This window comes from Spartobacteria bacterium UBA695 (assembly GCA_002298145.1).
Classification (GTDB): Bacteria; Verrucomicrobiota; Verrucomicrobiia; order Chthoniobacterales; family Chthoniobacteraceae; genus UBA695.
In genome coordinates this window covers 1-26,377 of record DBMP01000012.1, presented here as the reverse complement: position 1 = coordinate 26,377, position 26,377 = coordinate 1, and the positions used below count along the sequence as shown (strand labels likewise).

The following is a 26,377-nucleotide window of genomic DNA, read 5'->3' as shown; positions in this document are numbered from 1 at the left end:
TTCCCGGGGGCGGTTTTTTGTGCCAATCTGAGCGGCCAGTGGAAACCACTCCATCACCTCTCCCGCATAAAGTCGTCGCCATCGACGGCCCCGCCGCCTCGGGCAAAAGCACCGTGGCCCGGCTGCTGGCCCGGCGGCTCGGCTACGTCTACGTCAACACCGGAGCCATGTACCGCGCCGTCACCTGGCTCGCCCTGCGCCATGGGGTCGCCCCATCGGATGCCGCCGCCGTCGGTGCGCTGCTCGACGCCACCCCCTTTGAATGCGGCGTCGCCGCCAACGAAAGCACCCTGCGCGTCGAGGGCGTGGACCCCGCGCCGTTCCTTAACGGCCCCGAGATCACCGCCAACGTCTCCGCCATCGCCGCCATCCCGCACGTGCGCGAAGTCCTCGTCGCCCGGCAGCGCGAATTCGTCCTCCGGCACGACCTCGTCATGGAAGGCCGCGACATCGGCACCGTCGTCTTCCCCCAGACCCGCCTCAAAGCCTACATCGACGCCTCCGAGGAAGTGCGTGCCGCCCGCCGCTCGGCCCAGGGCATCCGCGATAACCTGGCCCACCGCGACAAGCTCGACTCCTCCCGCGCCACCGCCCCCCTCAAAGTGGCCGACGGAGCCGTCGTCATCGACTCCACCTTCCTCACCATCGAGGGCGTGGTCGACGAGGTGGTCCAGCGCCTCGGGCTCTAGCAAAGCACCGCGCAAATCCTCTTTTCGTTTTGGAATGAAACCGCTTTATCAGCTTGGCCATCGGCTCTTCAAATTCTTCGGCAGCACCTTCTTTTCCTTCCGCGTCGTCTACCCGGAGCGGATGATCGAAGAGGGCCCCGCCATCCTGGCCATGAACCACCAGAGCTTCCTCGACCCTCCCATGGCCGGGATCAGCACCGAGCGGGAACTCTACACGCTCGCCCGCAACACCCTCTTTAAAGCCCCCGTGATGGGCAAGCTCCTCCCCAAGGTCAACGTCCTGCCCATCGACCCCAAGGGCGGCGACTCCTCCGCGCTCAAGCTCACCATCCGCGTCCTGCGCGAGGGCAAGGCCACGCTCATCTTCCCCGAGGGGACCCGCTCCAAGGACGGCCACTTGCAGAAAGCCCAGCCGGGCGTCGGCCTGATCATCGCCAAGACGCTCGCCCCAGTGGTGCCGATGCGTATCTTTGGCTCCTTTGAGGCGCTGCCCCGCAACGCCAAGTGGTACGCTTCCCTTAACGCCATCCCGATCACCGTCGTCCTGGGGCAGCCGCTATACTTTACCAAAGCCGACCTCACCGGCAGCCGGGACGACTACCAGCGCCTGGCCGACCGCGTCATGGAGGCCATCGCGGCCATCGAATACGTGGACGACTTCCCGGCGAACACCCGGCGCTGAAGCCGCGCACAAAAAAACCCGCGAGTGGCACGGGGCCAAACGCGGGCTTGATTGGAAAGAGAGACGCTCTACTTCGCGGGAACGTATTTGTCCACAATCGGCGCGATTGCGTTGGCCCAGATTTCGTACCCCGCCGCGTTGGGGTGCAGGAAGTCCGGCATGATGTCGCGGCTCAGCGTCCCGTCGGGCTGGAGGAATTTATCGCCAAAGTCGACGTAGATCACCTTCTTGCCGTCGGCGAGGGTGGAGATGGTCTCATTGATCTGCTTGATCTTGGCGCGAAGGGGGTTATCCGCCTTTTCGCCGCGCGGGAAGATGGCCTGGAGCAGGATCACCGTATCCGGGCAGCGCTTCTGGTAGTCGGCCACCACCGTCTTGACCCCCTCGGCGATTTGCTCGGCTGAGTTGGCTCCGGTGTTGTTGGTGCCGATCATGATGGCCACCAGCTTCGGGTGAAGGTTGTTTACCTGGCCCTGGGCGAGCCGCCAGAGGACGTGCTCGGTGCGGTCGCCACCGATGCCGAAGTCAAACGCATTGCGGTTGCCGTAGTACTTCTGCCATACATCTCGGCCGGGGCCCTGCCAGTTATCGGTGATCGAGTCGCCGTCAAAAACCAGCTCGATCTGCCCGGCGATCGCCTGGGCCTTGGTGTTATTGTTGAGAACGCGCTGGAACCAGTCCACCCGCGGGAACGGGACCGCCGCCGGGTTGGCGCCCTTCGGCACTGCCGGGAGCGGCGAGGGCATTGGCCAGACACTGGGAGCATTCTGGGCCATCGCGCTGGCGGCGCAAAGGACCAACGTGGAGAGAACGATAGGAAACTTCATACGGTCTCTAGAATGCCGGTGCCGCGCTGAGGAGTCACCAAAAAACATGCGTTCTTTGTTGAAGCTAAAAGCAGCCAGAAGGTGATTCCCCTGCGATTAAGCCCCCGTATAACCCGATCCCGCTCTCATCCATGAAATTAGCCTCCTTTGCTCTCTTCCTCGTTACCTCCATCCTTCCTTCTGCGGTATTTGGGGGAACCCAGCTTTCCTGTCCTGTCACCACCGCCGTGGCCCCCTTCGATCCTTTTGTGAAGGGCCGTAACGAAGTGAACCTCGTCGGCGGCTACTTCTACTCCCCAGTCATGGCCACCGGGGGACGCCCGGTGCTCAAATACGTGCAGGGCGATCTCATGTTCGGGTGGATGCTCACCTCGCCCGCGCCCGGCTTGGGGTGCGACTGGCTGCGGGGGAACTGGGAGGTCGTGGCGAACCTCTTCGGCGCGAATTCCGTCGACGGGCCCAGCGGCTTCATGGCCGGGGGGCGCTTGTTATTTCGCTATAACTTCGTCCAGCCTAGAGCGCGGCTGGTCCCCTTTATCCAGCTGGGGGGCGGGGGCTTGGGCGATAACATTTACAAGAACTACGACCAGCGCGTCGTCGGCAGCGGCTTTGAGTTCACCCTCGTAGCCGACGGCGGGGTGCGCTACTTCATCACCCCCACCGTGGCGGCCTTTCTGATGGCCGATTTCGAGCACGTCTCCAACGCCAACACCGCCTGCCGCAACCTGGGCGTTAACGCCGTGGGCGGGATGGCGGGTGTCGGCTTCTTTTTCTAGCGCTATCCCCATCCGGAAAAGGCTCGAAGGGCGAAGTAACCGGTTGGCGCACATCACCTACCGACTTTTTGGAAAGTGGGTAACAAAGGCGCTTTCTGGCACTTGCGAAGAGACAGGGACTCGTGCACAGTTCCCTACGAGCTATTTGCTCCAGCGCTATGAACGTCGAGACCAACCGAATCCTCATTGCGGAAGACCACTTCGTATCCCGGCATCTGCTGGAACGCAACCTGGCTAACTGGGGCTTTCAAGTTAACAGCGCCGAGGATGGGGAAGCGGCGCTGCGCGTGCTTGAGGCTCCCGACGCCCCGTCTATCGCCATTATTGACTGGATGATGCCCAAAGTGGACGGCCTGGAGGTCTGCCGCCGCGTGCGGGCGATGAAAGATCGCCCCTACCTTTACCTGCTGCTCCTCACGGCCAAGAGCCAGAAAGAGGAAGTCGCCGCTGGGCTGGAGGCGGGAGCCGACGACTACGTCATCAAGCCCTTTGACCCCGACGAACTCCGCGCCCGGCTCAAAGTCGGCCAGCGCGTGGTGCAACTGGAGCGGACGCTGGCTCGCAAGATCACCGACCTGGAAAAAGCGATCACCGAGGTGCGCAAATTGAAAGAGCTGCTCCCCATTTGCAGCTACTGCAAGAGCATCCGTGACGACAAGGACTACTGGCACCAGATAGAGGAATACATCCACACCGAGACCGGCACGGACTTCACCCACGGCATCTGCCCGAAGTGCCTGGCCCGGCTCCAGAGCGAAGTGGACGCCAAAAAGCCCGGCGCGAAAGCGGAATAAGCGGGGGCCGCGCCTCCCCTCAGCCCCGGAATTCGTCCCCCAACCGGCCCAGGCCGGCAAGTAATACCGGTGATACGGTCCCCTGTGGTTTTTTATCAGGAACTCGGGAACTCAGGGAAAGGCAGAAATTCTTTCTTTTCCTCAGTTCATGAGTTCCTGATTCTATTCTTTTCGCTACCATCCCGTGGCTGTGATCTCATTTTCCGAAATCGACTGGACCCACTGGACGCCGGGGCAGCGCGCCGTGCTCTGCTTCATCTTTGAGCCGGGCCGCGTCCTCCTCATTCGCAAAAAACGGGGCCTGGGCGGCGGCAAAATCAATGCCCCCGGCGGCAAGATCGAGCCCGGCGAGACGCCACTGGAAGCCGCCATTCGCGAGACCGGTGAGGAAGTCGGCCTGCTCCCGCACGCGCTCCGGCCCGTGGGCGACCTCTCCTTCCAGTTCACCGACGGCCTCGCCCTCCACTGCGTCGTCTTTCGCGCCGAGGGCTGCGAGGGCGAGCCGATCGAAACCGACGAGGCCCTCCCCCTCTGGACCGCGCTCGACGCCGTGCCCTACCACGAGATGTGGGCCGATGACGTCCGCTGGCTGCCTCATGTCATCGCCGGGAAGTCCTTCCGGGCCCGATACCTTTTCAACGACGGAATCATGCTGGGGGAGTCCCTCGAGCTTTTCCCCGGCCCTGAACTGCCCCCGCTTTTATGAACGTCAATCCGCCCGCGCCCGCCCATGAGCTTCCCTGCGAAACCCGGCAACGCACGGGCCGCGTGCTCGTGGCCGGATGCGGCTATCTCGGCCTGGCGGCGGCCCGGCTGCTTCAGGCCTCCGGCTGGGAAGTCGTGGGCCTCACGCGTCGTACGGAATCGGCCCTCGCCCTGCAAGGCGAGACCTTCCCGGTCATCGCCTGCGACCTGGGCGACTGTGCCACGCTCTCCTGCCTTGGCACCTTTGACGCCGTTCTCCACACCGCCAGCTCAGGCCACGGCGGGCCCGATGCCTACCGCCAGGTCTTCCTGGAGGGGACGCGCAACCTCCTGACGGCTTTCCCCAAGGCGCGCTTCGTGCTGACCGGCAGCACCTCGGTTTACACCCAGAGCGACGGCTCGTGGGTCACCGAGGAGAGCCCGGCTGAACCGGCGCGCGAGACCGGCAAAATCCTTCTCCAGGCCGAGGCCCTCGCGCTGGAGGCTGGCGGCAGCGTGGCCCGGCTCTCCGGCATCTACGGGCCAGAGCGCTGGGTACAGCTCGCGCGGTTCCTCTCCGGCGAAGCGCGGATCGAGGGCGACGGTGGGCGCTGGATCAACCAGATCCACCGGGCCGACGCCGCCTCGGCATTGAGCGCGCTGCTCGCCGCCGCGCCGGGTCTCTACAACGTCGCTGATGGCCAACCGGCCACCCAGCGCGAAATCTACGCCGCCTTTGCCGCCCACTTTCAGCGCCCCCTGCCGCCTACCGCTCCGCCTGACCTTGCGCGCAAACGCGGCTGGTCCAGCAAACGGGTCGCCAATACGCGGCTAGTCGCCCTGGGCTGGCAGCCGCTCTACGCTTCGTTTCGCGAGGCGCTTCCGGCGACAGGGTCGGTCCCTGGGCTAGCTGGGTAGAGCCAGCTCCAGGCGTGCCACCACCGGCGCGTAATCGCTCACCGGAAGCTCCGGAGTTTCGAGCCCGGTATGGAGCCGGATCGCCCCCGCGAGAGAGGCGGCCCGTGGGTTGAAGCCGTAGTCGAAGACCGCGAGGCGCACGTCCCCCGCCGATTCGAGATCCCAGACGGTGAGCGGAAGCTCGTCGATTAGCGGGGCATCGCCGTTATTGTCCGCTGCAACGCGCGCGCTGATGGCGACGGCGAGCGGTTCAGCCCAAGCTCCTGCGACGCTGCCGAGCCCGATGCATCCCGCCAACAGCGGAAGGATTGCGCGGGGAAATGGAAACCTGGTTGAGTATTTCATATCCTTGAATAGGTCTGAGATTAATAGGTGCGCCGGTTCCTGATGACTTGGGTCATGACAAGCAGCCCCAGCCCGCCCATGAATACGGCGTAGGTTTCCGGTTGCGCCGTTTCCGCCACTGCCGCAGCAGTCGCGTGATGAGGTAACCCCAATTCGCCAAGCGCCCCGAGGAGGAGCGCCCACCTGCTCTGAATGACTTGCCGAAGTCTCAGACTGTTCCGGGGGGACGGAGACAGTTTGGTGTGCGTCATTTCTTACGTTCTATAGGTTGTTGGTAACAAAGTTGAGACGTTATCTCAAAAAAGCGAGGTGGTGTAAATGAGTACAAGTACGCATACCAAATGTGAGGGAGTTCCCGAAAATCCGCCGAAATCCGGTCCGGAAATGCCTAAAATACGAAGAGCCAACGTTCTCACAAATGAGAGAGCGTTGGCTCCGAAAGTGCGCTGATCCTAATGGACCTTTGCTAGGCCTCCCCTGGCCCTAAATGCCTTTTGTGGGAAGGATCTCCACCACCGAATCCGGCGCGGGGTTGCCGTTGATCGTCACCTCGACCGAGGCCGGGTCGGCTGTTTTGATCCAGAAGTGCTTGCCGACGAACGTCAGCGGCTTCATCAGCGGGTTGATGTTGCCGTGGTACACCGAGGGCGACTTGGGGTCGTCGCGAACCACCCGCAGGCGGGTCTTCTTTTTGGAGCGGATCACGATCTCCTGCTCCGCGCCCTCCACCACAGGCGTCGGCGAGGCCTCGGGCGTTGCCGAAGGGCTGGGCGAGGCCACGGCGACGTCCACCGGCACGGGGACCTTCACCGGTTCAGGCTGCGGGTTTCCCTCCGCGACGGCGGCGGGGGTGGACAAAACGGGGTCTGCCGTGGTTGCACCGACGGCCACCGGTACCGCGCGGATCACCGGCTCGGGCGTCCCGACCTTGGCGACCGGCGAGCTTTGGGCCGCGACCACCGGGGAAGCAACGGGCGCGGGCAGGCCCGGGAGCCCCGGCCTGGGGGGCGCGGTTGCGCTCGCAGTCGGCGTGGGCGATCCCTTTGCCGGTACGGCAGCGCCCACCGGGCCGAGCCGCTTGACGGTCATCACGCCCCACGTCACCAGCGCGGCGGCTGCGAAGAAGACCAGGAAAATGAAAAACGAAATGAGCCACTGGGGCTTCTCTGGCGGGGCCGAGGACTCTGCCCGGCGGTGCTTCCGGGTGGGAGCGCCCGCCGTGGTGTCGTTCTCCCCCTGCTGCTGGAGGTAGGAATAATCGCTGACCCCGGTGTCGAACCCGATCTCCACCGTCGGGTAACGCGAGATATCCACCCCTAGGTATTTCGCGTAAAGGATCAGGAAATTGCGTGCGTAGACGATGTTGGGGAAGCCCATGTAATCGTCCGCTTCCAGGTCCGAAATCCGTTCGGGCCTGATTTTGGTCGCCCTCGCGACCTCTTCAATGGTGAGTTTTTTTGCCAGCCGCGCATCGCGCAGGGCTTGGCCAACACTGCCGTTCATAAAGCTGTTTTTTTTAAATTAAATCATCCAAATCAACCAGGATCTCGCGCGGCTTCGCGCCCTCGCCCGCGGCCACGTAGCCGCGCTGCTCAAGAATATCGACGACGCGGGCCGCGCGCGTGTAACCAAGCCGCAATCTTCGCTGGAAAAGCGACGTGCTGGCCTTGCGCTCCTGCTTCATGATCTCGATGCACTTCTGCACGAGCTCCTCGTCTTCCTCAGAGACCTCCTCGGCCTCGCCGCCCTCGCCGGAGAGCCGTTCGTGGGCCTCTTGGTCAAAGCGCGGCTCGCCCTGGGCGGAAACAAAATCCACGATCCGCTTGATCTCGTCGTCCGTCACCAGTACGCCCTGGGCGCGGGTCATCCGCGAGGTGCCCGGCGGCTGGTAGAGCATGTCGCCCTGGCCCAGCAGGCGCTCGGCCCCTTTTTCGTCCAAAATGATGCGCGAATCGAGCCCGCTGGCCACCTGGAAGGCGATCCGGCTCGGGATGTTTGCCTTGATCACGCCCGTAATAACGTCCGCCCGGGGCGTCTGGGTCGCCACGATCATGTGGATGCCCGCCGCGCGCGCCATCTGCGTAATGCGGGCGATGCCGCTTTCCACATCAGCCGGTGCGGTCTGCATCAGGTCGGCCAACTCGTCGATAATCACCACGATGTAATGCATCGGCCCCTCGGGGATCTCCACCTCGTCGTCGCGCCGCACGCGGATCGGCGGCTTCGTCTCCTCTTCCTCCTCCGCGGGTGCCTCATGCTCGTCGCCCTCTTCCCACGGGGCTTTTTCGGCCCCCTCGGCGGCAGCTTTTTCCTCCGCCTCGGCGTCGAGCTCCTTTTGGCTCTTTGGCTTGGGCCGGGCGTTGAAGCTCGTGATGTTGCGCACGCCGGTTTTGGCGAAAATCTTGTAGCGCTTCTCCATCTCGTCGATGACCAGGCGCAGCGCGAGGAGCACCTTCTTCGGGTCGCTCACCACCGGGATCATCAAGTGCGGCAGCGTGTTGTAGACCTGCATTTCGACCACCTTCGGGTCGATCATGATGAAGCGCAGGCTATCCGGCTTAAAGTGAAAGAGAATGGAGGCGATGATCGAGTTAATGCAAACGCTCTTGCCCGAGCCGGTCGTGCCCGCCACGAGCAAGTGGGGCATCGCCGCCAGGTCGCCGATAATCACCTTGCCGTAGACGTCCTTGCCCAAAACGAGCGGGATCTTTGCCTTGCTGTGGCCGAGGTCGGCGGATTCGATCAGCTCGCGGAAGGTCACCTTCTGTTTGCGGCTGTTGGCGATCTCGATGCCCACGGTGTCCTTGCCGGGGATCGGGGCCAGGATATTGATCCGCTCCGCGCACGTGGCGCGGGCGATGTCGCGCTCGCGGCTCACGATCTTATCCACGCTGACGCCCTTGGCCGGGTAGATCTCGTAGCGCGTGATCGTCGGCCCGCGCGTGATGTCGCCGGGAGCCACCGCCACGCCAAACTGCGAGAGCGTTTCCACCAGCGTATTCTGCACCTTGAGAAGCTCCTGCGGATCGGCGGCCGCGGCGTCTGCCGGGACCGGTTCGTCGAGCAGGTCTAGGGACGGCAGCTGGTAATCCTCCAAATGCACCGGGTCCTTGGCCTGCAGCGGCTCGGGAGTCTTTTCCTTCGGCTGCGGCTTCGGGCGAGCGGGCGCGCTGGTGTCGATGACCTGCGGCGCGGGGCGGTCCGGGTCGAATAACGGCTCGTCAGCCGCCGCATCCGGTTCCCCCTCGGGCTGCGATGTTTCTTCCCCCTCCGCTTCCGGTTCCTGTGCCGCCGCGGGCTTGATGCCCTTCTTTTTGAGGCGCTTCTCCAGCTTGCGCGCTTCGGCTTCGAGCCGCTGGCGCTCCATCTCCAGGCGTTCCTGTTCGTTCGCGCGCGCCATGCGCCATTGGCGGATGCGCTCCAGCAGCGCCGGGATCAGGTCCACCGTCTTGCGCACCACCAGGGCCGGGTGAATGCCGGTCATCAGCACCAGGCTCACCAGGTAGAGGCCCGTCAGAATAATGAGCGAACCGGGCCGGTCGAAAAGCGCCTTGAAGGTCTGGTGAAGCAGGTAGCCGAGCATCCCGCCGGGGCAGAGCACATTGCCCGGGCCGTGGAGATTCATGCTCGCCGCGTACTTGGGCAGAAAGTCGCTGCTGAGGAAAATCCGCAGAAACCCGGGTCGGAAATGGGCCAACGAGGCCGCGCTGAGCACAAACACCGCCGCCCAGGGTGTCCGGCGCAAGATCCGCCAGCTCGGGCAGATCAGCTTCACCGCGCCCAGGCCAAAGAGCACCACCGCCACGAAAAACGAAGCCGCTCCGACCAGGAAATTGCAAATGCTGGCGATCACCGCCCCCGTCGCGCCAAACATCGTCTGGTGCACCGGGTTGGAGGCGCGCGCCAGCGGGAACCAGCTCGGGACGTCGCTGGGATCGTAGGAAATCAGCGCCAAAAACAGGAGGGTTCCGCAGCCCAGGAGGATCAGACCGATCAACTCATGAGTGAAGCGATTGTCGGGCTCACGTGACATTCGGGCCACTGTATCCTCCCCTGCCCTTCTTTCAAGCAAACGTGACGTTTGATCCATTTCGCGCTGCTGCGCGACCGTCGGCTTACGCGCGCCGCTATGGCGCACGGTAGCGTGTAGAATCCCCCAGCAGGGCTGTGGGCTAAATTTTGTGCCGGATGCCGCGCACGGATTCGGAGAGCTTCCGCAGGCCCAGCTCCAGCCGGGTCTTGATCGTTCCGAGCGGCGTTTCCGTGGCCACGGCGATCTCCCTTTGGCTCATGCCTTTGAAGAACGCCATCTCGATCGCCTCGCGCTGAAAGGGGGGCAAATTTTCGATTTTCGCCTTGAGGAACGTTCGCATGTCCTCCAGGTGAATATCATCCTCGATCCGGTTATGAACCCACGACTCCGGCTGTCGATCCGTCGTCACTTCGAAGCGGTCCTTGGCGCGGCAATACGCCTGGCGTTTGCGCAGGCGGTCGATGGCGCGGCGGCGCGTCAAGGTCACAATCCACCCGAGCGGTTTGCCCTTGTCGGACGAATAGTTATGGGCCTGCTGCCAAACCTGCATGAAGACCTCTTGCAATAAATCGTCAGCCTCCGCCTCGTCGTGTACGACCCGGATCGTCAACGCCTTCAGGATGGAGGCGTAACGGTCGTAAAGTGTTGATAATGCGGCGGCATTGCCATGCGAAATCGCCTCCATCAGGGCCTCGTCGCCGATGGCGCCTTCCTCCACGATCGGCGTGGGCAGGGGGACCGCCGTTTCGGGGTCAGCCAACACATCGTCGAGCGTTTCTGGTTCCGTCAGATCATGGATTTCTAGCATGGCGTTCCTTTCGGTTACCCCCCAGCCTAGAAGTCCCGGCGTTCTCCCACAATCGGAGCCCCCCCGTTGGGCCGGGGGGTGGAAGAATGACGTGACACTACGTGACCCCCCGGTGCCAAAACGGCCTGTGAATAACTTGGGAATATCCTGTACATTAGCGTGGAAAAGGCCCTGTTTGGGGCACCGGGCCGTCCATGAACGCAGGAAAGTTCTTCTCCCTAAAACGCTCCCGTCGTGACATATTCAAACCTTTCCCGTCATGCCCAGCTCTAAAAATCCACCCCCGATCACCGGGACGGCGTTCCTTGATACGCCTCTGAAAAACCTGGAGTGGTTTCCCCCCCAGCGGGCCCGGGCGCTGGAGCGTTTTGGGCTCCGGACGGTGGAGGATCTCCTGACCCACTACCCCCGGCGTTACGAGGACCGCCGCGAGTTCGACCGCTTTCCGCACGACGAAACGGAAAAACCTGTCTGTATCTGTGGACAGGTCATCAAGACCGCGTCCCGCCGGTTCAAGGGCTGGCGCTTCATGTTCGACGCCACGATCCAGGAAACCAGCCCCGACGGAGAGCCCAATATGCTCAGCCCGCAGATCATCTGCCGCTGGTATAACGTCCACTTCGTGCGCAAAATGATCGCCACCGGCATGCGGCTCGTCGTCTACGGGCGGCCCCGGCGGCGCGGGCGTCAGATGGTCATTGAGCACCCGGAGTTCGAAGTCGTCGAGCCCGACGCCGAGGAAGCTTCCATTCATTTGCGCCGGATTACGCCCGTCCACCCGGCCACCGAGGGAATTACCCCCCGGATGCTCCGCGCCTGGATTCATCGGCTCCTCGCCGTGCTGCCCGATGTCCCCAGCCCCCTCCCGGCGGGCATGGCCGGAATGCCCTACGCCGACGCCCTGCGCGCCGCCCACTTTCCCGAGGACTGGGAGGCTCTCCATGCCGCCCGGCGCGATCTCGTGCTGGCCGAGTTTTTCCAGATGCAGCTCTTTATCTGCGCTCGGCGCGCCGAGGTCGTCCTCCAGCCCGGCCAGGCCCACTGCGGCGCGGGGCGGCTGCTCGAAGCCTTCCAGAACGAGCTGCCCTTCCCGCTCACCGGGGCTCAGCACCGGGCCGTGGCGGAGATTCGCGGCGACCTCGCCTCGCCCCGTCCGATGAACCGCCTTCTGCACGGCGACGTCGGCTCCGGCAAGACGGTCGTGGCCCTCTCGGCCATGCTCCTGGCGGTTGAAGCCGGGTTCCAGGCCGCGCTCATGGCCCCCACGCAGATCTTGGCCGAGCAGCATTACCTCAATTTCAAGAAATGGCTGGAGCCCCTGGGCGTGCGCATTGCCCTGCGCACCGGCTCCCGCAAGGAGGAGACCGGCGCGATGCCCCTCTTCGACGACCAAGCGTGGTCCGCCGCCGTTCGCGAGGGCGACGAAGCCCAGCGCGCCGAGCTGATCCAAAAAGGCGCGGGCAGCGAGCCGCAGATCATCGTCGGCACCCACGCGCTGCTCTACGAGGGCGCGCCGCTGGCCAATCTCGGCCTGGCCGTGATTGACGAGCAGCACAAATTCGGCGTCCTACAGCGGGCGGCGCTCACCAAGCGCACTCCGGTGCCCGACGTGCTGGTGATGACCGCGACGCCCATCCCGCGCACGCTGACGATGACGCTTTTTGGCGATCTGGACGTCTCGACGCTCGACGAGCTGCCCGCCAACCGGGGCAAGATCATCACCGCCGCGCGGGACGGCACGAAGCTCCCCGACGCGATTGCTTTTATCAAAGACCACCTCGCCCGGGGGCGGCAGGCCTACGTGGTCTACCCGCTCATCGACGAATCGGCGAAGCTGGAGGCGAAGGCCGCCGCGGCGGAGTTTGAGAAGTGGCGGGAAGTTTTTGCCCCCTTGCGCTGCGAGCTGCTCCACGGCCGCATCCCGCCGGAGGAGAAGGACGCGATCATGGGCCGCTTCCGCCGCAATGAGAGCCAGGTGCTGGTGGCGACGACGGTGATCGAGGTGGGCATCGACGTGCCCAATGCGAATATCATGCTGATCGAGAATGCGGAGCGCTTCGGGCTCGCGCAGCTCCACCAGCTTCGCGGGCGGGTGGGCCGTGGCACGCACAAGAGCTATTGTATTTTGATCCACGCGCTAGCCGACGACCTGACGCCGGAGGGGAAGGACAAGATGGCGACGCTGGAGGCCACTTCCAACGGGTTTGAAATCGCCGAGGCCGATCTACGCCTACGCGGTCCGGGCGACATTCTGGGCACGGACCAGAGTGGCCTGCCGCCGCTGAAGATCGGCGACGTCCTGGGCGACACCGATCTCATGCAGACGGCACGCGAGACGGCGCAACGCCTTTTCGCCGCCGACCCGCAACTGGCGCTCCCAGAAAACCAGCGTTTCCGCAAACGCCTCGCCGAGACGCGCAAAATGATCCTCTCCCGGGTAAGTTAAGGGCCCCTTAAGAAAATTTATCAGGAACCCAGAAACTCAGGAAAAAAGACAGAGACTTTCCAAAGGGAATCGACAAGAAGCTAACTGCCTGAGGCGGCGCGCGAAGCCGACGCTATCGCGCGGTAGCGCGTCATGGATCAAACGTCACGTTTGTTTGCGGGCTGTGGCTTGGTCGGGAAAGATGCGGAACACCTGGTCGAGGCGCGCAATGTGGAAAATCGTCTCCACCGTATCGTGAATCCCGAAGAGCGCGAGCTGGCCCCCATCCGCGTTAATTCGCTGCATCGCCTCGATCAGCACCGCCAGGCCAGAGCTGTCGATAAACGTCACCCCCGAGAAATCCACATAAAGCGTGCGGGGATGCTTATCCAGCACCTTGCGCACCTCCTCACGCAGGCGTGGAGCCTCGTGCAAGTCGATCTCCCCCTCCAGCGCGAGCACATCCGGCTCCGGAATAAATAACGTCGCCATTTTTCCAGCAAACAAAAGCGGGGGCCTCTATCTATTAATACCGCACCCCGCCCCGATGCCGGACTTGCCACCGCGTTATTGTCTTAGCGCCGTCTCGATCTCCGCCAGCTCCTTGGACGAGAAATCCAGCCGCGTCAGCGCGTGGAGATTCTGCTCCAACTGCGCCACCGAGCTGGCCCCGATAATCGCGCTCGTCACCACCGGCAGCCGCAGCACCCAGGCCAGCGCCATCTCCGCCAGCGGCTGGCCGCGCCGCTCCGCGATCGCGTTGAGCGCCCGCACCTTCGGCAGATTCGTCTCCACCTGGTCCGCCTTTAGAAATAACGCTTTCGAAGCGCGGGAACCCTCCGGGATCCCCTGCAAATAGCGCCCCGTTAGCTGCCCCTGCGCCAGCGGCGAGAACACCACCGCGCCCATCCCTTCCTTCGCCAGCACATCCGTGAGGCCGTCCTCGATCCAGCGGTCCAGCAGATTATAGCGGGGCTGATGCACCAGGCAGGGCGTCCCCAGCTCGCGCAAAATCGCCGCCGCGCGCCGGGTCTGCTCCGCCGGGTAGTTCGAAATGCCCACGTAAAGCGCCTTGCCCAAGCGGACCGCGTGAGCCAGCGCCCCGAGCGTCTCCTCCAGCGGCGTCTCCGGGTCGAACCGGTGGGAGTAGAAAATGTCCACGTAATCGAGCCCCATGCGCTTGAGGCTCTGGTCGAGGCTGGCCAGCACATACTTGCGCGAACCCCACTCCCCGTAAGGCCCCTCCCACATGTGGTAGCCCGCCTTGGTGGCGATCACCAGCTCGTCCCGGTACGGGTGCAGGTCCTCCCGCAGCATCCGGCCGAAATTCAGCTCCGCCGAGCCGGGCGTCGGGCCGTAATTATTGGCCAGGTCGAAATACGTCACCCCCAGGTCGAACGCCCTCAGCGCCACCTCGCGGCCCGTCGTGTAGCGGTCCACGTCGCCGAAATTCTGCCACATCCCCAGCGCAATGCGGGGCAGCTTCAAGCCGCTGCGGCCACAGCGGGCATAGGGCATCGAATCGTAACGGGCGGGGGAGGCGAGGTAGCTCATAGATGGTGTGTCGTTCTACCCCCGGTGCGGCCAAAAGGCTATGCCTTTTCCAACACCGCCAGCACCGAGAGGAAATAAGGGCCGCGCAGCTCGACGCGCCCGGGCCAGCCGGGATTTTTCAAGGCCGCCAGCGCGACATTGCGCGTGATCCGGGCTGCTTTCGCTACGATGCGATCCCACAAACGGCCCGTCGCCGGGTAGGCGTAGGTTTCGGCCAGGAGCGTCCCGAGCACCTCGCGCGGGCCGCCCAGCGCCTCCAGGCTCAGCGTCTTGAGCCCGTGTTTCTCCGCGAACGTCTGGAAAGCGAACGGCGTGGGCCGCCAAAAATCGTACGGCGTCTCGTGGAGCGGGTAAAAGTGGGGGCACGTAAAAAGGATCCGGCCGCCGGGCCGCAGCAGCCGCGAGAAATTCGCAAACGCCGCATCCCACCCGGCCACGTGCTCCATTACCTCCGTGCATAAAATAAAATCATACTGAATCCCACGAGTGAGCTGCTCCGGCGAGGGCGCATCGAGCGTGGCGATGAATTCAACCGTTCCCGCCTGGTTCTGCACCACGTCCAGCGAGGCATACTGGTAGCCCGCCTCCTCCAGCATGGCGCGGAAGGGTTGAAGCCCGCATCCGGCGTCCAGAGCGCGCGCTCCCGGGCGGCGAGGGGCGCCAAACTCGCGAAACAGCGCGGGGATCTTCTCCGCAAGCAGCGGCACGACAAAAGTCTCCGGTCCCCACCCCGGAACATAGGTGGGCCGGTGCCGTCGATTGCGTAATGCGTCCACGCGCCCCGTTGTAGGCGCGTCGGGGTCCGGCCGCAATCCTCATTTTCGCGGGGAGGGGCTTTTTCGCGCGCGGCCGGGTGCGAAGGGGCTCCTGAGTATTACTGATGATGCGCGCGCAAATAGTCGCGGATCGGCTGGCCGTCGATGACCAAGTCCACCAGCGCCGCCTTGCCATGGCGCAGCCGGACGACCGCCCAGCTCGGCTTCGCACCGTCGCGCCGGTTGGCCTCGCGGTAGGCCGCCTCGGCCTTGGGGGCGAGCTTTTCGTCCATGAAGAACTCCTCGAAGGGGAACTCCAGACGCACCGTTTTGGAGCCCAGCCCGCCCTGGGCCTTGGCGCGAAAAACGTTGTCGCCCGCGATCGGCGTCAGGCTGTAGCGCTCGATCTCCGCGAACCCCTGCGCATTCGGCTTCACCGCCACGTAAACCGTGCTGCCCGAAGGAATATCCGGGCCGCCCTTGAGATCCAAGTCAGCCGCCTTGAAGCGGAGCGCCACGTAACGGCCCCGGAAAACATCGTACGGGTCCACCGGCTCCGTTTGGAAGCGGTACTCCACGCCATGGCGCAGCGTCTGCTCTTGGTCGAAAATCACCCAGCCCGGCACGGCGCACTGGATCAGCAGCACCGCGCAAAGCAGCCCGGCTCGCAGGTTCATCGCGCCGCCCCCTTTCCGCGCAGCATCCAGAGGTTGGCCCCCAGGATCAGCGCGCCTGAAAAGATAAAGGCCACGGCCCGCTCCAGGATGCCAAATTCGCTGTCCATGAACCGCGCCAACAGCAGCGCCGCGAAGAGGATCAGCCCGGCGTTAAGCGTCAGGGCCGCCCGTTCGCGCAGCCCCCGGAAGGCCGTTGCCAGCGCCAGCAGGAAGCCGTAGAAATTCATCACCAGCACCGCGAAAAGCGCGCGGCTCGGGTCCTGGCAGAAAATAAACACCACCGCTGTCAGCACCGGGAATGCCGCTGCCACGCGGTTGAAATCCGCCTTATTGCGGAACGGCCAGGATTCCAGCGCGAACGCCACGCAGGGGAGCGCCAGGGCTGCCGCGCCGCCTGCGGTAAAGATGCCCGGCCAGCGGAGGTGCAAGTCGCTCCACAGCGGCTTGAAGGCCAGCGCGAACGTCAGCCCCGCGATCCCCGCCGCGCCCAGCAGGCGTACTGGGTGATACCGCCGCTCCGGGAAGCCGAGCGCCCCCGCCAGGTAGACCACGCCGGAGAATCCCGCGAACGCCGGGATCCAGGCTCCGTCGGGGTCCGAGAACCCGAGCCCGAAGGCCGCGCTGATCACCCCGACTGAAGCGAGCCAAGCCGTCGAGCGCCCGAGGCGGTTTTCACGGACCACCGAAACGAAAAAAGGCACCAGCGCCGCCAGGAAAAGCCAGTAGCCCGGCGCGCCGCCGGACACCCCCGCCGCCGAGGCCCGGCACCCCGCCCAGACCGCGATCCCCCCGAGGTAAATCAGCGCCGGGCAGATCGCCCGCAGCAGGTAGGGCAGCGGCAAAATTAGAATGAGCCAGGTGAAGAGGAAATCGCCCAGGTCGCCCACGACATGGTAGGTCTGCGAAACCAGCGCGATGGAGGCCGCCACCCCGGCGCTCTGTGCGACGCCCGTGCTCTCCCGCCAGGCCACGGACCCCGACCGCCGCCAGGCCGCGAAAATCGAAAGCGCGCCGGAGACCAAGAGCGGCAGCATCGAGAGGACCGTGCGCGCGGGCCGCCCGAGCGCGTCCCAGTTGTGCGCGACGAGCAGGATCACTCCCGCGCCGATCAGCGCCGCCCCGATCACCGAAAGCACCACCGTGCGCCCGGTAGTATCCGTCCCGGCCAGCCGCTCGCCGTAATGGCGGCGCAGCGCCTCGCCGCATTCCGGCGGGATCACCCCCGAGGCGACCAGCCCCTCCACCTCGCCCAGAATCCATTCAATGGCGTTTCGTTGGTTCATTGGGGTGGAATCAGGTCCCCTGAGCGCGCGAGTTGCGCAGCCCCAGGCTGGCGAAGATCCGCCGCGTGGCGTCGGATTTGTTCAATGTGTAAAAATGGATGCCGCGCACCTCGTTCTCCAGCAGGTCCAGGCACTGCTCCGAGGCATAGTGCACCCCCACGGCCGCCACCATCTCCGGATCGCTCCCGCAGCGTTGCAGCGCCCGCAGGAGCTTCGCCGGGAAATGTGTGCCGCCCGAGAGCTCTGCCATGCGCTTCAAGCCCCCCAGCGACGTCACCGGCATAATGCCCGCGATGATCGGCACGCGGATGCCCGCCAGCTCGCAGCGGTCGCGGAAGTCGTAGAAATCGTGGTTGTCGAAAAAGAGCTGCGTGACGATGTAGTCCGCCCCCGCGTCCACCTTGGCTTTCAGGTAATCCAGCTCCAGGAGCCGGTTGGGCATCCCCGGGTGCCCCTCGGGGAACCCGGCCACGCCGATGCCAAAGCCGCGCCGGTCCGGGTGCGCGCCGCTTTCATTGAAGCGCTTGATAAATTTCACAAGATCCGCCGCATGGTGGAAGTCATCCTGCCCGCACTCGTAGCCGGGAGTGCGCGGCGCATCCCCCTTGAGCGCCAGGATATTGCCGATCCCCTCCGCCGCGTAGCGTTCCAGGATCGAGCGGATTTCCGGCTCCTTGTGGCAGACGCAGGTGAGGTGGGGGATCGGGTCGAGCGAAGTTTGCGTCTTGAGGCGCAGCACCAGGTCGTGCGTCAGCTCGCGCGTCGAGCCGCCCGCGCCGTAGGTCACGCTCACGAAGTGCGGCAAGTAGGGCTCCAGCTCCAGGATCGTCCGGAAGAGGCTCTCGGCGGCCTCCGGCGTTTTCGGTGGGAAAAACTCGAACGAAAACGTCGTCGGATTGGAGGCAAAAATGTCCTGAATGTGCATGAGCGAGTGGAGTGCAAGCCTAGGGGCTTTGAGCGCGTCTGGCAAGCCGGGGTTCACCCGGAGCGTCCACCGGTATTTTGCTCTGATATTCGGGAAAAAAACTGGAGTTTCCGGCGCAAGGCTTTACCCTCGGACCATCTCTTTTTCTTTCCCGTTTTTTTCCCGAATTTTCCCGAGTGAAACCCAACGAACCCTTTCTTGACCTCCCTGAAGGCGACGACATGTCGACCGAACAACTGGACGCCCAGGTACAGCGCGCCCAAGAGCAGCTTCTTTCCCTTAAACGCCAGCAGGATTTAATCGAAAAACAGAAGCGCGAACTCGAAGAACTCTCCCGCCGCCAGGAGCTGCTCCACCAAGGCAAAACGGAGATGATCGAAAAGCTCACCCGCGCCGCCGTCGTGCTGGAGCGCGAGCTCTACGATGCCCAGAAACGCGTCGAGCAGCTGCGCGAAATCCAGACCGCTTTTTCGCAGCACTATAACATCCTCGAATCCATCAACCCCAAAGCCTGGGGCGAGGGGGGCGACCTTAACCGCGAACTGAGCAAAGCCCTCAGCGCCGTGGACGACGCCAAGGCCGAGTTCAGCAAATCGCTGCCCAAGATCCAGCCCGAATCGCCCGCCGAGGCCTACACCGGCGAGGAAGAATCGCTGGACGGCGGCGACGGCCATGACTTCCTCTACTGGCTTAAAGCCGGGTTCGCCTTCACCCTGCCCATTTTCATCCTTGGCGTCCTGGCCTTGATCGCGCTCGTCGCCCTGCATTGATATGTTTGGGAAATCCTCCAAATCCTCCAGCTCGCGCTCCGGCAATCCGTTCGACCGGAAGGCCCGTGCCTTGCGCGAAACGGAGGAGAAGCTCCGCCGCGACAAAGAGCGCCTGGAGCGCCTCCTGAAAGAAGCGCCCAAGCTCAAAGAAGAGCAGACCCGCCGCCGCCGCGAGGAATTCGCGCACGACCCTCGCTTTTCCCGCACCTCCACGATGGACCGGCATGTCTACCACATCTCGGCCATGGCGAACCCGGCCTTTGGTCGGCGCAAGCTGCGCAGCGAAAAGCAAGACGGCCTCTATCTCTTCCTGTTCCTGGTCGGCGTCCTGGCCTTCGTGGTCTTCTGGATCTGCCACCTGATGATGTGAGCCCTTACCGGCGCACGAGCCACAGCACCAGCGTCAGGACGAGGCTCAGCAAAATGCAAGTCGTCAGCGGGAAATAGAACGTCATTCCCGGCTTCTGCACGTAGAGATCGCCCGGGAGCCGCCCGAGCGGGATTTTCCCCGAGAGCTTCCAGAGAAACAGCCCCACCAGGGCCAGCACGATGCCCGCGCCCAGGAGCAGTTTGCCCAGTTCCGCCGTGCCGGGGCCCATAAAGCTAGTGCTCCTCCCCTTCGCCCCCGCCCGTGCCTTCGTCGCCTTCTTCGTTGGACTCCTCAGCCATCTTGCGGAGGATCTCGCTCATGTCCTCCACCTCTTCCCACACCTCCCGGGTCACGTAGATCGGGGCGTGCTGGGCGATTGCGAGCGCGATGCCGTCGCTGGGCCGGGCGTCGAGCTCGATGATCTTGCGGGCTTGCAGCTCGTTTTCCGCGCTGACGATGAGCCGGGCAAAGTAGGTCGCCGTCTTGAGGTCGTTGATCACCACGCGCTCCACCTTTGCGCCGAGAGCGGCCATGAGGTTGCCCATCAGGTCGTGCGTCAGCGGGCGCTCCTTGTGCACGCCGCTCATGAGCATGGTAATGGCCGTGCCCACGACGTCGTCGACGTAGATGACGAACGACTTGGCGTCGTTGCCGAGAAACACCGCGCGCCCCGCAGCCGTGGGCAGCACGGCGCGAACCTTCACTTCAACGACGGGCTTGTTCATAGTTGCAACCTAACAGCGCAGGCCTTGAAAAACAAGGGATCCCGCAGGGCGTCATACTGAGTTTAACGCCTGGTTAATGCGGTTTAGTAGGGGGTGACGATGTACCGCTTCGAGGGGTCCAGAGCGGCGGGGCCGTTGCTGAAGATCGGGGCGGGCGTGGCGTTGCGGAGCTGGTAGCCGGTGAGGACGAACTCCGGGTAGAAGCCGTTGCTGGCCGGTTCGTACACGGTGGCTCCGGAGAAGTACCCGCTGAGCTTGTACTCGTAGCCGTTGTCCATGCCGAGCGTGCCCCCCTCGCGGTCCGGCGCCAGGTGCTTGTTCTCGTTGAACATGACCATCTTGGCCGCGCTCCACGGTTCGCCCGGCTTGCGGACGTAACCCCAGAACTTGTAGTCGTTCTTAAAGTAGCGGCGGCCAACGAAGTAATTCCCCCGCGGTTCCGCCTGGATCTGGGCGAGCATCTCCTCGCGCGCGGCGGTGGCAGAGCGGTCGAAGGTGGCGCAGCCGGGCAGGAGCGTAAGGGCGCTCGCGGCGGCCAGGGCGAGAAGGGCAGTTTTCATCGTGGGGAAGAGTCTCCTAGAGCCCGAAGCCTTCCAGGATCGGGGTGATCCACTCGCCCAGGTCCTGTTCCTGGAGCGACGGGGGCTGGGCCACGCCGCCGACTAAGTACCAGTTCTCGGTGTGTTCCACGGATTGTCCGGGCTCCAGGGTTTTGAGCGGGCTCAAGCTCTCGATTTCGAGCATCTCCGGGTTGGTGAACGTCTCGAAGTTACAGCCGAAGTCGGTATAGACCGCGCCGGGAACGTAATCGATCGTTTTAATAAAGAGCGTCTCGCCGTTGAGGTAGGCGACCCATTTCCCCGTGTGCCGCAGTCCGAGCTTGGTCGGACCGCCCTCCTGCGTCTGGCGCAGGGTGATGAAGTCGCTGCCGAAGCGCCAGCGGGCGTCGGTCATGTCGGTGTAGGGCCACGGGACCAGCAGGCGGTTGGGGAGCAAATCGCGCGGATGCTCGCCCAGCTCGGGCAGCGGGATGATCTCCAGGCCGCCGGGCGCCATGACGCTCAGGCCCCAGGAGGAGATTTCAACGGGCTTCTTGCTTTCGTTGACCAGCTTGTGGTGCAGGGTGACGTGCGTGGAGTTCTCATCCAGCGTAATGGTCAGCAGTTTGCGCAGGTCGAAGGGAGCCGCCGCCGGGGTATCGAGCTTGATGCCGTTGGGGAGGAGCTCATGGACCACGGGCGAATTATCGAGCGCATAGCTCACGTCCGCCTCCGGGGCAACCCAGAGACGGTGGCCACCGCGGATCATCCATTCCGACTCCCCGCTGCCGCCCAGTTGGTCGGGGTAGTTTTTAAAAACGTTCGCGCCACGGGGCGTGTTGTAGGCAATGACGCGGGGACCGACGTCGAGCGTGACGATGAGCTCCGCGTGGTCATTACTGATCGAAGCGTTGTGCTGCCAACCTTCGTAAGGAACTTTCTGGATTTGCATGGCTCTTTTTTAAATTGGATGCGGAGGGGGAGGCCGCAATAGTTGCCCGGCTTGGGGGCGATTGAAAAGCACGAATTCAACGGGAAAACCCCGTGAGCCTTTGCAGGTGCTCCCGCTACCGGGCCGGGCGCTTGCGGCTCTCGACCGGGAAAACCCAGAAGTGATAGAGCAGGAACTTGAAGCCGCCGACGAAGAACTGCGTGGCCACGATGTCGAGATCGAGGGGGATTCTCCCCAGGGCCAGGCGGAAATTAAAGTCCGTGTGCTTGAGGAAGGAGAGGAGGCTGGATTGCGAAGCCCACATCAGCACCACGGCTGCGAGGTAGCGGGCCAGGGCGTCGCGCCGCCGGGAGTCGCCCCGGAAGTTGATGAAATAATTCCAGACAAAGAAAAAGCAGGTGCTCACCCCCACGCTACATGCGGAGATGGCCGTCACCGAGAGGTCGGTGTGGGTCTTGAGGTACTTGAACGGGGTCGAGATCACGAGGTAGTTGACTACGGCTCCCGCGAGAAACCAAAAGATGCGGGAGCGCAGGGTCTGCTTCGTCTTGGCGGCCGAAACGGGGGCCGCTTGGAGGTCTTGATCCATGGTTCATCTAGAGCATGGCCCGGGGGAAATATCCAGCAAAGACCGAGAGCCCGCCCACGGTTCCCGCCTTGCGCTTTGGGGCGGTCTCTCTAAAGTAAGGCCATGCCTTCCCGCTCCGCGAAACCCCGCATCCTCCTCGGAGCCCTGCTCCTGCTGGCGCTCGCCGTGGCCGGGGCGTGGTGGGCGTGGCCCCGGAAGGCCCTGCCCGCCCGGGGTGGCCTCTACCTCCCCTGGAGCCTGGAGCTGGCCGTCCCCTCCTACCGCCAGGGCGATCCCCGCTGGGGTAGGGACCCGCTGGGCGACACCGCAGGAACCCTCGCCGGAGAGGGCTGCGCCGTCGCCTCCGCTGCCATGGTGCTCTCCGCTTACGGCGTCGATACCGACCCGGGGCGGCTCAACCGCTTTCTTACCCGCAACGGCGGCTACGTCGGCCAGGGCTGGCTGGTTTGGGAAAAAGCCGCCGAGTTCACCCCCGGCCGCTGCGAAAAAGCCTACGAGGACGCCCCCTCCTTTGCCCGGATCGACTGGAACCTCCTGCGGGGCAACCCCGTCATCGTCCGGGTCCGTTTCCCGGGCGGGCCGACGCACTTCGTCGTCATCGCGGGCAAGCGGGGCTGGGATTACCTCATCCGCGACCCCGGCCGTGGGGCCCAACGCGGCCTCTACCCGCTCGCCGACCTCTCCCCCCGCGTCGAAGCCCTGCGCTATTACCGCCGTTTGTAGCAAACCTATGCCCCGCCCCCCTCAAAAGCCCCGCCCCAGCGCCGACCGCTACGTCGCGGCCTTCCTCGAGGCCATCGACTCCGAGCGGAACCTCTCTGCCCACACCATCGAGAACTACCGGCACGCCCTGGAGCTCTTCCGCGCCTGCGGCACCCCGCCCCCGTGGCGCGAGTGCAAGGCCGAGCATTTTCGCAAATTCCTCTACGAAGAAATGAAAAGCGGGCTCTCCCGCGCCTCGGTGCGGCTCCACTTCGCCGCGCTGCGGAGCTTCTTCCGCTTCCTGGTCGAGCGCCACGGCTTCAAGACCAACCCGCTCAAGGAAGTCCAGCTCCCCAAGGCCGAACAGAAGCTCCCCATCGTGCTGACCCCGGCGCAAGTGGACGCCCTGCTCGCCGCCCCGCTCCATGTCAAGCCCACGCCCAAGGCCCCGGCCTGGCTCCCCCTGCGCGACGCCGCCATCCTGGAGCTATTCTACTCCTCCGGCCTGCGCATCGCCGAGCTGGCCGGGCTCAACATCGCCGACCTCGACCCCTACACCGAGACCGTCCGCGTCATGGGCAAAGGGCGCAAAGAGCGCGTCTGCCCCGTCGGCACCCCGGCCCTCAACGCCATCCAGACCTACCGCCTCGCCGCCAAGCTCGAAGGCGGCCCCCTCTTTTTATCCAAACTGCGCAAGCGCCTCTCCACGCGCAACATCACCGCCATGCTGGAGAAATACGTCCTCCTGGCGGGCCTGCCGCGCGGCATCACCCCCCATAAACTGCGCCACTCCTTCGCCACGCACCTCCTGGACAACGGCGCAGACCTCCGCAGCGTCCAGATACTCCTCGGCCACGCCAGCCTCTCCACCACGCAGATCTACACCCACGTCTCCGTGGAGCGGATGAAGAAAGTCTACAACAACGCCCACCCGCGCGCCTGAGTTCCCGATAAAAACCAAAGTGACGGTAAATCATTCCGGCATTGACCGGATTGCGCCGGGGGTGCGAATCTGGGCGCGCTCCGCATGAACCTGCCCAACCGCCTCACCATAGCCCGTTTCTTCCTGACGCTCGGGTTCGTCTTTCTGCTGAGCGTGGACTGGCCCTACAGCCACACGCTGGCCCTGCTGCTATTCATCGCCGGGAGCGCCACCGACTACGCCGACGGCTACATCGCCCGGCGCGATGGCCTCGTCACCGATTTTGGCAAATTGATGGACCCGCTGGTGGACAAAATCATGATCACCGGAGCGTTCATCTGCCTGGTGGGGCGATGTATTCCGGCCTGGGCGGTGGTGGTCATCATCAGCCGCGAGTTTTTGATTACCGGGCTGCGCCTGCTGGCGGCGTCCAAGGGGACCGTGCTCCCTGCCGAAGCCATCGGCAAGCACAAGACCGGCTGGCAGATCGCCACAGTCATTTTCTTTTTACTGATCCTGGCCGCGCGGGAATTCCACGGCCTGGGCCTGAGCCGGGAAATGCTCGACCGGATTCAGTTGGAAATCGGCACGCCCTTAATCGGCGTCGCCCTAGGCCTGACGCTCTACTCCGGCGTCGGCTACCTCTGGAAGAACCGCACACTGCTTAAGACGGAGTAGAGAGAGCCATGAAATACGCCGCGCTCGTCCCCTGTGGCCCCGGCCCCCTGGAGGTAATGCGGGCAGTCGATCTTCTGGAGGCGCTCGCTTTCCATGATCCCGAGGATTGCTTGGCGGTACTGCTCCTCAACGATGGAAACCCGGACATTGCAGCGCGCGTGGCGGGATTTCCGCGAGTTTGCGTCGTCGATCACCCCCGCCAGGGCAAAGGCTGGGGCTGGGGCGGCGGCCTGATTGGCGGTGAGTTGTGGGCCTTCGAGTGGCTTATGCGCGAATTTCCCGGCGCGGGCTGCGTCATCAAGCTCGATACCGACGCCCTCATCATCAAGCCGCTCGGCGAAGCACTGGGGCGGATATTCTCCGATCCCACCGTGGGCATCGCCGGTTCCCGAATCGGCCTGGAGCCGCTCCCCGCGTACAAGACCACCAACCCCCTGGGCTACTTTGCCACCAAAGCGCGGAAACTGTGCGCCCCGGTCAGCCTCTGGCGCAAGCCCCGCTGGCATCTGCGGTTCACGCTGGGCGGGCCTCACCGCTGGGTAGCCTCCTTGTTTCATGAGGCGCGAAGCCGGGGATACCTTCGGGGGGAGTTGATCGAAGGGGGCGCCCTTGCCTTCGGGCGGGAGGCGGTGGGCGCACTGGTCGAAAAGGGAGTCACCGCCCGGTGGCGCGATTTTCTTGACGCCCCGGTCAGCGACGATGTGATCCTTACCATGCTGGCCTATTACGCCGGGAGCCGGGCCGTGGATGCCCCGCTGTTTTGTATCGAACCGGCAACGCTGCGCCAAGCCCCCGCCGTTTTGATGGCGGATCCCTGCGTGGGGGTTGTCCACAGCCTCAAGGCGTTTGAGGGGACAGACGAGCCTGCGCTGCGCAAGGCTTTTCGCCAAGGCCGGGTGAAATCGTAATCCCGCGTCGCCCGCGAACCTAATGAATCTGATGCATAGCGGGCGAGGCCATGCCCCGGAGCGCTACGGATTGAGGGCCGGTCCGTCGATCCCCACCCGGAAAACTTCCTTAAGCTGGCGCGCCTTGGCGAGAGAGGCCGGGGTAATCATTTCGCGCTCCACCGGAACCTTCCCTTGGACGGATTTGATAAACCCCGTGTAGGGCTTCCAGTCCAGATCGCCCAGCGCCTCGATCTTCCCGAGTTCCTCGCCCGTGGCTTTTTTGAACGCCTTGTAGGGCAGCTCGGAACAGTAAATCGCCTGGTCCGAAAGGCTATAGTCGAAGTCGTACGGATACCCCGTATACGCAAGAAGCTCCTTTTTGAAATTCGGAATGGCCCCTGCAAACCGGGGGGCCAGCCGGTAGGCGGCAAAACCGCCGCTTCTTCCCCGTGTCGCCCACCGGAGCAGCGGGGTTTCATGCACATCAAAGATCGACTCGATGACTACCCAATCCTCCCCGCTCTTAAGCACCACGCCGCAGTGGGAATACGGGGAGTGCGTCACCCCCTCGATGGCATCCACCAATGGGTCGTGGGGAAGCGACTGAAAGAGAATGTCGCCCTCCCGGGGATGGTAAAAAGGAGATAAAGCGCCGACTGGACATGGAACGCATAACTAATGGCAATAAGGACCACCACGAGCACCAACAAGCGGAATCGGGCCGCGCGAGAGGAGGGGAAGCATTTCATATCCTTGTGGCGGTAGTGAATAGCCTGACGCCAGAGAGCCGTCGATTTTTTTTCAGGGATTCGAGTTATCTCTTCATCCTCGTTACGAATCTCCAGATTCGTAACGCAAGTTGTCCGGGAATCTCCAGATTCCCCCCCCGCGAATCAGACTCGGTTTCCGGCTTTACTTCTCGCCCCGGAAGCAACAAATTCTCGGTAGCTAGCGAGAGCCAGCCGGGACTTGATAACCCCGTGACAAGCGGCTGGCAATAGCCGAAAGAACTATTGCCGTTTCCGGGCTATACTCATATGGCCGGGGGGCGGCGGCGTATGTCCA

At 63.9% G+C, this 26,377-nt stretch carries 29 protein-coding genes and 1 pseudogene; 13 read left to right on the top strand and 17 right to left on the bottom strand.

From position 1 onward, the window contains the following. Window positions 1-38 precede the first annotated feature (38 nt). On the top strand, window positions 39-689 hold the full coding sequence (gene cmk, locus B2828_RS05900; RefSeq protein WP_479632773.1) for a (d)CMP kinase: 651 nt from the start codon (window positions 39-41) through the stop codon (window positions 687-689). A gap of 34 nt (window positions 690-723) precedes the next feature. Next, window positions 724-1,371 (top strand): lysophospholipid acyltransferase family protein, encoded by a 648-nt coding sequence (locus B2828_RS05895; protein ID WP_479632772.1) that lies wholly within the window; start codon window positions 724-726, stop codon window positions 1,369-1,371. Window positions 1,372-1,439: 68 nt separating this feature from the next. Here B2828_RS05895 and B2828_RS05890 read toward each other — a convergent pair whose 3' ends face one another. Beyond that, complete coding sequence (locus B2828_RS05890; protein WP_479632771.1) at window positions 1,440-2,198, bottom strand: GDSL-type esterase/lipase family protein; 759 nt, start codon at window positions 2,196-2,198, stop codon at window positions 1,440-1,442. Between the two features lie 131 nt (window positions 2,199-2,329). Between B2828_RS05890 and B2828_RS05885 the strand changes: the two genes are divergently transcribed. The 4 genes from B2828_RS05885 (at window position 2,330) to B2828_RS05870 (ending at window position 5,370) form a co-directional block, all read left to right on the top strand. After that, the gene (locus tag B2828_RS05885) at window positions 2,330-2,974 is read left to right on the top strand and encodes an acyloxyacyl hydrolase (protein ID WP_479632770.1); all 645 of its coding nucleotides are present in this window, start codon (window positions 2,330-2,332) and stop codon (window positions 2,972-2,974) included. A 158-nt stretch (window positions 2,975-3,132) separates the two neighbouring features. Continuing rightward, window positions 3,133-3,768, top strand: a complete 636-nt coding sequence (locus B2828_RS05880) for a response regulator transcription factor (protein ID WP_479632769.1) — start codon at window positions 3,133-3,135, stop codon at window positions 3,766-3,768. 190 nt (window positions 3,769-3,958) lie between these two features. After that, complete coding sequence (locus B2828_RS05875) at window positions 3,959-4,474, top strand: 8-oxo-dGTP diphosphatase (RefSeq protein ID WP_479632768.1); 516 nt, start codon at window positions 3,959-3,961, stop codon at window positions 4,472-4,474. Beyond that, the gene (locus B2828_RS05870) at window positions 4,471-5,370 is read left to right on the top strand and encodes an NAD-dependent epimerase/dehydratase family protein (RefSeq protein ID WP_479632767.1); all 900 of its coding nucleotides are present in this window, start codon (window positions 4,471-4,473) and stop codon (window positions 5,368-5,370) included. Before B2828_RS05875 ends, B2828_RS05870 begins: the two co-directional genes overlap by 4 nt. On the opposite strand, the gene B2828_RS05865 is transcribed toward B2828_RS05870, so the two are convergent. The 4 genes from B2828_RS05865 to B2828_RS05850 form a co-directional block, all read right to left on the bottom strand. After that, entirely contained in the window at window positions 5,359-5,715 is a 357-nt protein-coding gene (locus B2828_RS05865; protein ID WP_479632766.1) for a hypothetical protein, read from the bottom strand. The genes B2828_RS05870 and B2828_RS05865 overlap by 12 nt on opposite strands. 483 nt (window positions 5,716-6,198) lie before the next feature. Further along, window positions 6,199-7,218, bottom strand: coding sequence for a helix-turn-helix domain-containing protein (locus tag B2828_RS05860; RefSeq protein WP_479632765.1), 1,020 nt, complete (start codon window positions 7,216-7,218; stop codon window positions 6,199-6,201). A 13-nt stretch (window positions 7,219-7,231) separates the two neighbouring features. After that, a complete protein-coding gene (locus B2828_RS05855; protein WP_479632764.1) occupies window positions 7,232-9,748 on the bottom strand; it encodes a DNA translocase FtsK in 2,517 nt (838 codons plus the stop codon). A 139-nt stretch (window positions 9,749-9,887) separates the two neighbouring features. Beyond that, a complete protein-coding gene (locus B2828_RS05850) occupies window positions 9,888-10,556 on the bottom strand; it encodes a sigma-70 family RNA polymerase sigma factor (RefSeq protein WP_479632763.1) in 669 nt (222 codons plus the stop codon). Window positions 10,557-10,815: 259 nt separating this feature from the next. On the opposite strand from B2828_RS05850, the gene B2828_RS05845 reads away from it, so the two are divergent. After that, complete coding sequence (locus B2828_RS05845; RefSeq protein ID WP_479632762.1) at window positions 10,816-13,002, top strand: ATP-dependent DNA helicase RecG; 2,187 nt, start codon at window positions 10,816-10,818, stop codon at window positions 13,000-13,002. 144 nt (window positions 13,003-13,146) lie between these two features. On the opposite strand, the gene B2828_RS05840 is transcribed toward B2828_RS05845, so the two are convergent. The 6 genes from B2828_RS05840 to metF all read right to left on the bottom strand — a co-directional run bounded on the left by B2828_RS05840 (window position 13,147) and on the right by metF (window position 18,175). Then, window positions 13,147-13,473, bottom strand: a complete 327-nt coding sequence (locus B2828_RS05840; RefSeq protein WP_479632761.1) for an STAS domain-containing protein — start codon at window positions 13,471-13,473, stop codon at window positions 13,147-13,149. 75 nt (window positions 13,474-13,548) lie between these two features. Continuing rightward, on the bottom strand, window positions 13,549-14,535 hold the full coding sequence (locus B2828_RS05835) for an aldo/keto reductase (RefSeq protein WP_479632760.1): 987 nt from the start codon (window positions 14,533-14,535) through the stop codon (window positions 13,549-13,551). 38 nt (window positions 14,536-14,573) lie between these two features. Next, window positions 14,574-15,311 carry a class I SAM-dependent methyltransferase gene (locus B2828_RS05830; protein ID WP_479632759.1) on the bottom strand — a complete coding sequence of 246 codons (738 nt, stop codon included), beginning with the start codon at window positions 15,309-15,311 and terminating at the stop codon, window positions 14,574-14,576. A 98-nt stretch (window positions 15,312-15,409) separates the two neighbouring features. Continuing rightward, window positions 15,410-15,967 carry a GDYXXLXY domain-containing protein gene (locus tag B2828_RS05825; protein WP_479632758.1) on the bottom strand — a complete coding sequence of 186 codons (558 nt, stop codon included), beginning with the start codon at window positions 15,965-15,967 and terminating at the stop codon, window positions 15,410-15,412. After that, entirely contained in the window at window positions 15,964-17,250 is a 1,287-nt protein-coding gene (locus tag B2828_RS05820; protein WP_479632757.1) for a DUF2157 domain-containing protein, read from the bottom strand. Before B2828_RS05820 ends, B2828_RS05825 begins: the two co-directional genes overlap by 4 nt. 10 nt (window positions 17,251-17,260) lie before the next feature. Beyond that, window positions 17,261-18,175 (bottom strand): methylenetetrahydrofolate reductase [NAD(P)H], encoded by a 915-nt coding sequence (gene metF, locus B2828_RS05815; RefSeq protein WP_479632756.1) that lies wholly within the window; start codon window positions 18,173-18,175, stop codon window positions 17,261-17,263. Between the two features lie 221 nt (window positions 18,176-18,396). On the opposite strand from metF, the gene B2828_RS05810 reads away from it, so the two are divergent. Then, window positions 18,397-18,945 carry a hypothetical protein gene (locus B2828_RS05810; RefSeq protein ID WP_479632755.1) on the top strand — a complete coding sequence of 183 codons (549 nt, stop codon included), beginning with the start codon at window positions 18,397-18,399 and terminating at the stop codon, window positions 18,943-18,945. 1 nt (window position 18,946) lies between these two features. Then, window positions 18,947-19,315, top strand: coding sequence for a hypothetical protein (locus B2828_RS05805; protein ID WP_479632754.1), 369 nt, complete (start codon window positions 18,947-18,949; stop codon window positions 19,313-19,315). Window positions 19,316-19,319: 4 nt separating this feature from the next. Here the strand turns inward: B2828_RS05805 and B2828_RS05800 are convergent, their stop codons facing one another. From B2828_RS05800 to B2828_RS05780, 5 genes are all read right to left on the bottom strand, one after another. Next, window positions 19,320-19,544: a DUF2905 domain-containing protein gene (locus B2828_RS05800; RefSeq protein WP_479632753.1), complete on the bottom strand. Its 225-nt coding sequence runs from the start codon at window positions 19,542-19,544 to the stop codon at window positions 19,320-19,322. 4 nt (window positions 19,545-19,548) lie between these two features. Beyond that, complete coding sequence (locus B2828_RS05795) at window positions 19,549-20,040, bottom strand: bifunctional nuclease family protein (RefSeq protein ID WP_479632752.1); 492 nt, start codon at window positions 20,038-20,040, stop codon at window positions 19,549-19,551. An 83-nt stretch (window positions 20,041-20,123) separates the two neighbouring features. Continuing rightward, a complete protein-coding gene (locus tag B2828_RS05790; RefSeq protein WP_479632751.1) occupies window positions 20,124-20,600 on the bottom strand; it encodes a hypothetical protein in 477 nt (158 codons plus the stop codon). A gap of 16 nt (window positions 20,601-20,616) precedes the next feature. Next, the gene (locus tag B2828_RS05785; protein ID WP_479632750.1) at window positions 20,617-21,531 is read right to left on the bottom strand and encodes a hypothetical protein; all 915 of its coding nucleotides are present in this window, start codon (window positions 21,529-21,531) and stop codon (window positions 20,617-20,619) included. Between the two features lie 115 nt (window positions 21,532-21,646). Continuing rightward, entirely contained in the window at window positions 21,647-22,120 is a 474-nt protein-coding gene (locus B2828_RS05780; RefSeq protein ID WP_479632749.1) for a GtrA family protein, read from the bottom strand. Between the two features lie 102 nt (window positions 22,121-22,222). Between B2828_RS05780 and B2828_RS05775 the strand changes: the two genes are divergently transcribed. The 4 genes from B2828_RS05775 (at window position 22,223) to B2828_RS05760 (ending at window position 25,330) form a co-directional block, all read left to right on the top strand. Then, window positions 22,223-22,843: a C39 family peptidase gene (locus B2828_RS05775; protein WP_479632748.1), complete on the top strand. Its 621-nt coding sequence runs from the start codon at window positions 22,223-22,225 to the stop codon at window positions 22,841-22,843. A gap of 7 nt (window positions 22,844-22,850) precedes the next feature. Then, a complete protein-coding gene (xerA, locus tag B2828_RS05770; RefSeq protein WP_479632747.1) occupies window positions 22,851-23,765 on the top strand; it encodes a site-specific tyrosine recombinase/integron integrase in 915 nt (304 codons plus the stop codon). A gap of 84 nt (window positions 23,766-23,849) precedes the next feature. Continuing rightward, window positions 23,850-24,422 (top strand): CDP-diacylglycerol--glycerol-3-phosphate 3-phosphatidyltransferase, encoded by a 573-nt coding sequence (gene pgsA, locus B2828_RS05765; RefSeq protein WP_479632746.1) that lies wholly within the window; start codon window positions 23,850-23,852, stop codon window positions 24,420-24,422. A gap of 8 nt (window positions 24,423-24,430) precedes the next feature. Then, on the top strand, window positions 24,431-25,330 hold the full coding sequence (locus tag B2828_RS05760) for a hypothetical protein (protein WP_479632745.1): 900 nt from the start codon (window positions 24,431-24,433) through the stop codon (window positions 25,328-25,330). A 63-nt stretch (window positions 25,331-25,393) separates the two neighbouring features. Here B2828_RS05760 and B2828_RS05755 read toward each other — a convergent pair. Next, window positions 25,394-25,930, bottom strand: a pseudogene (locus B2828_RS05755) (YiiX/YebB-like N1pC/P60 family cysteine hydrolase); the annotation flags it as partial. Window positions 25,931-26,377 lie beyond the last annotated feature (447 nt).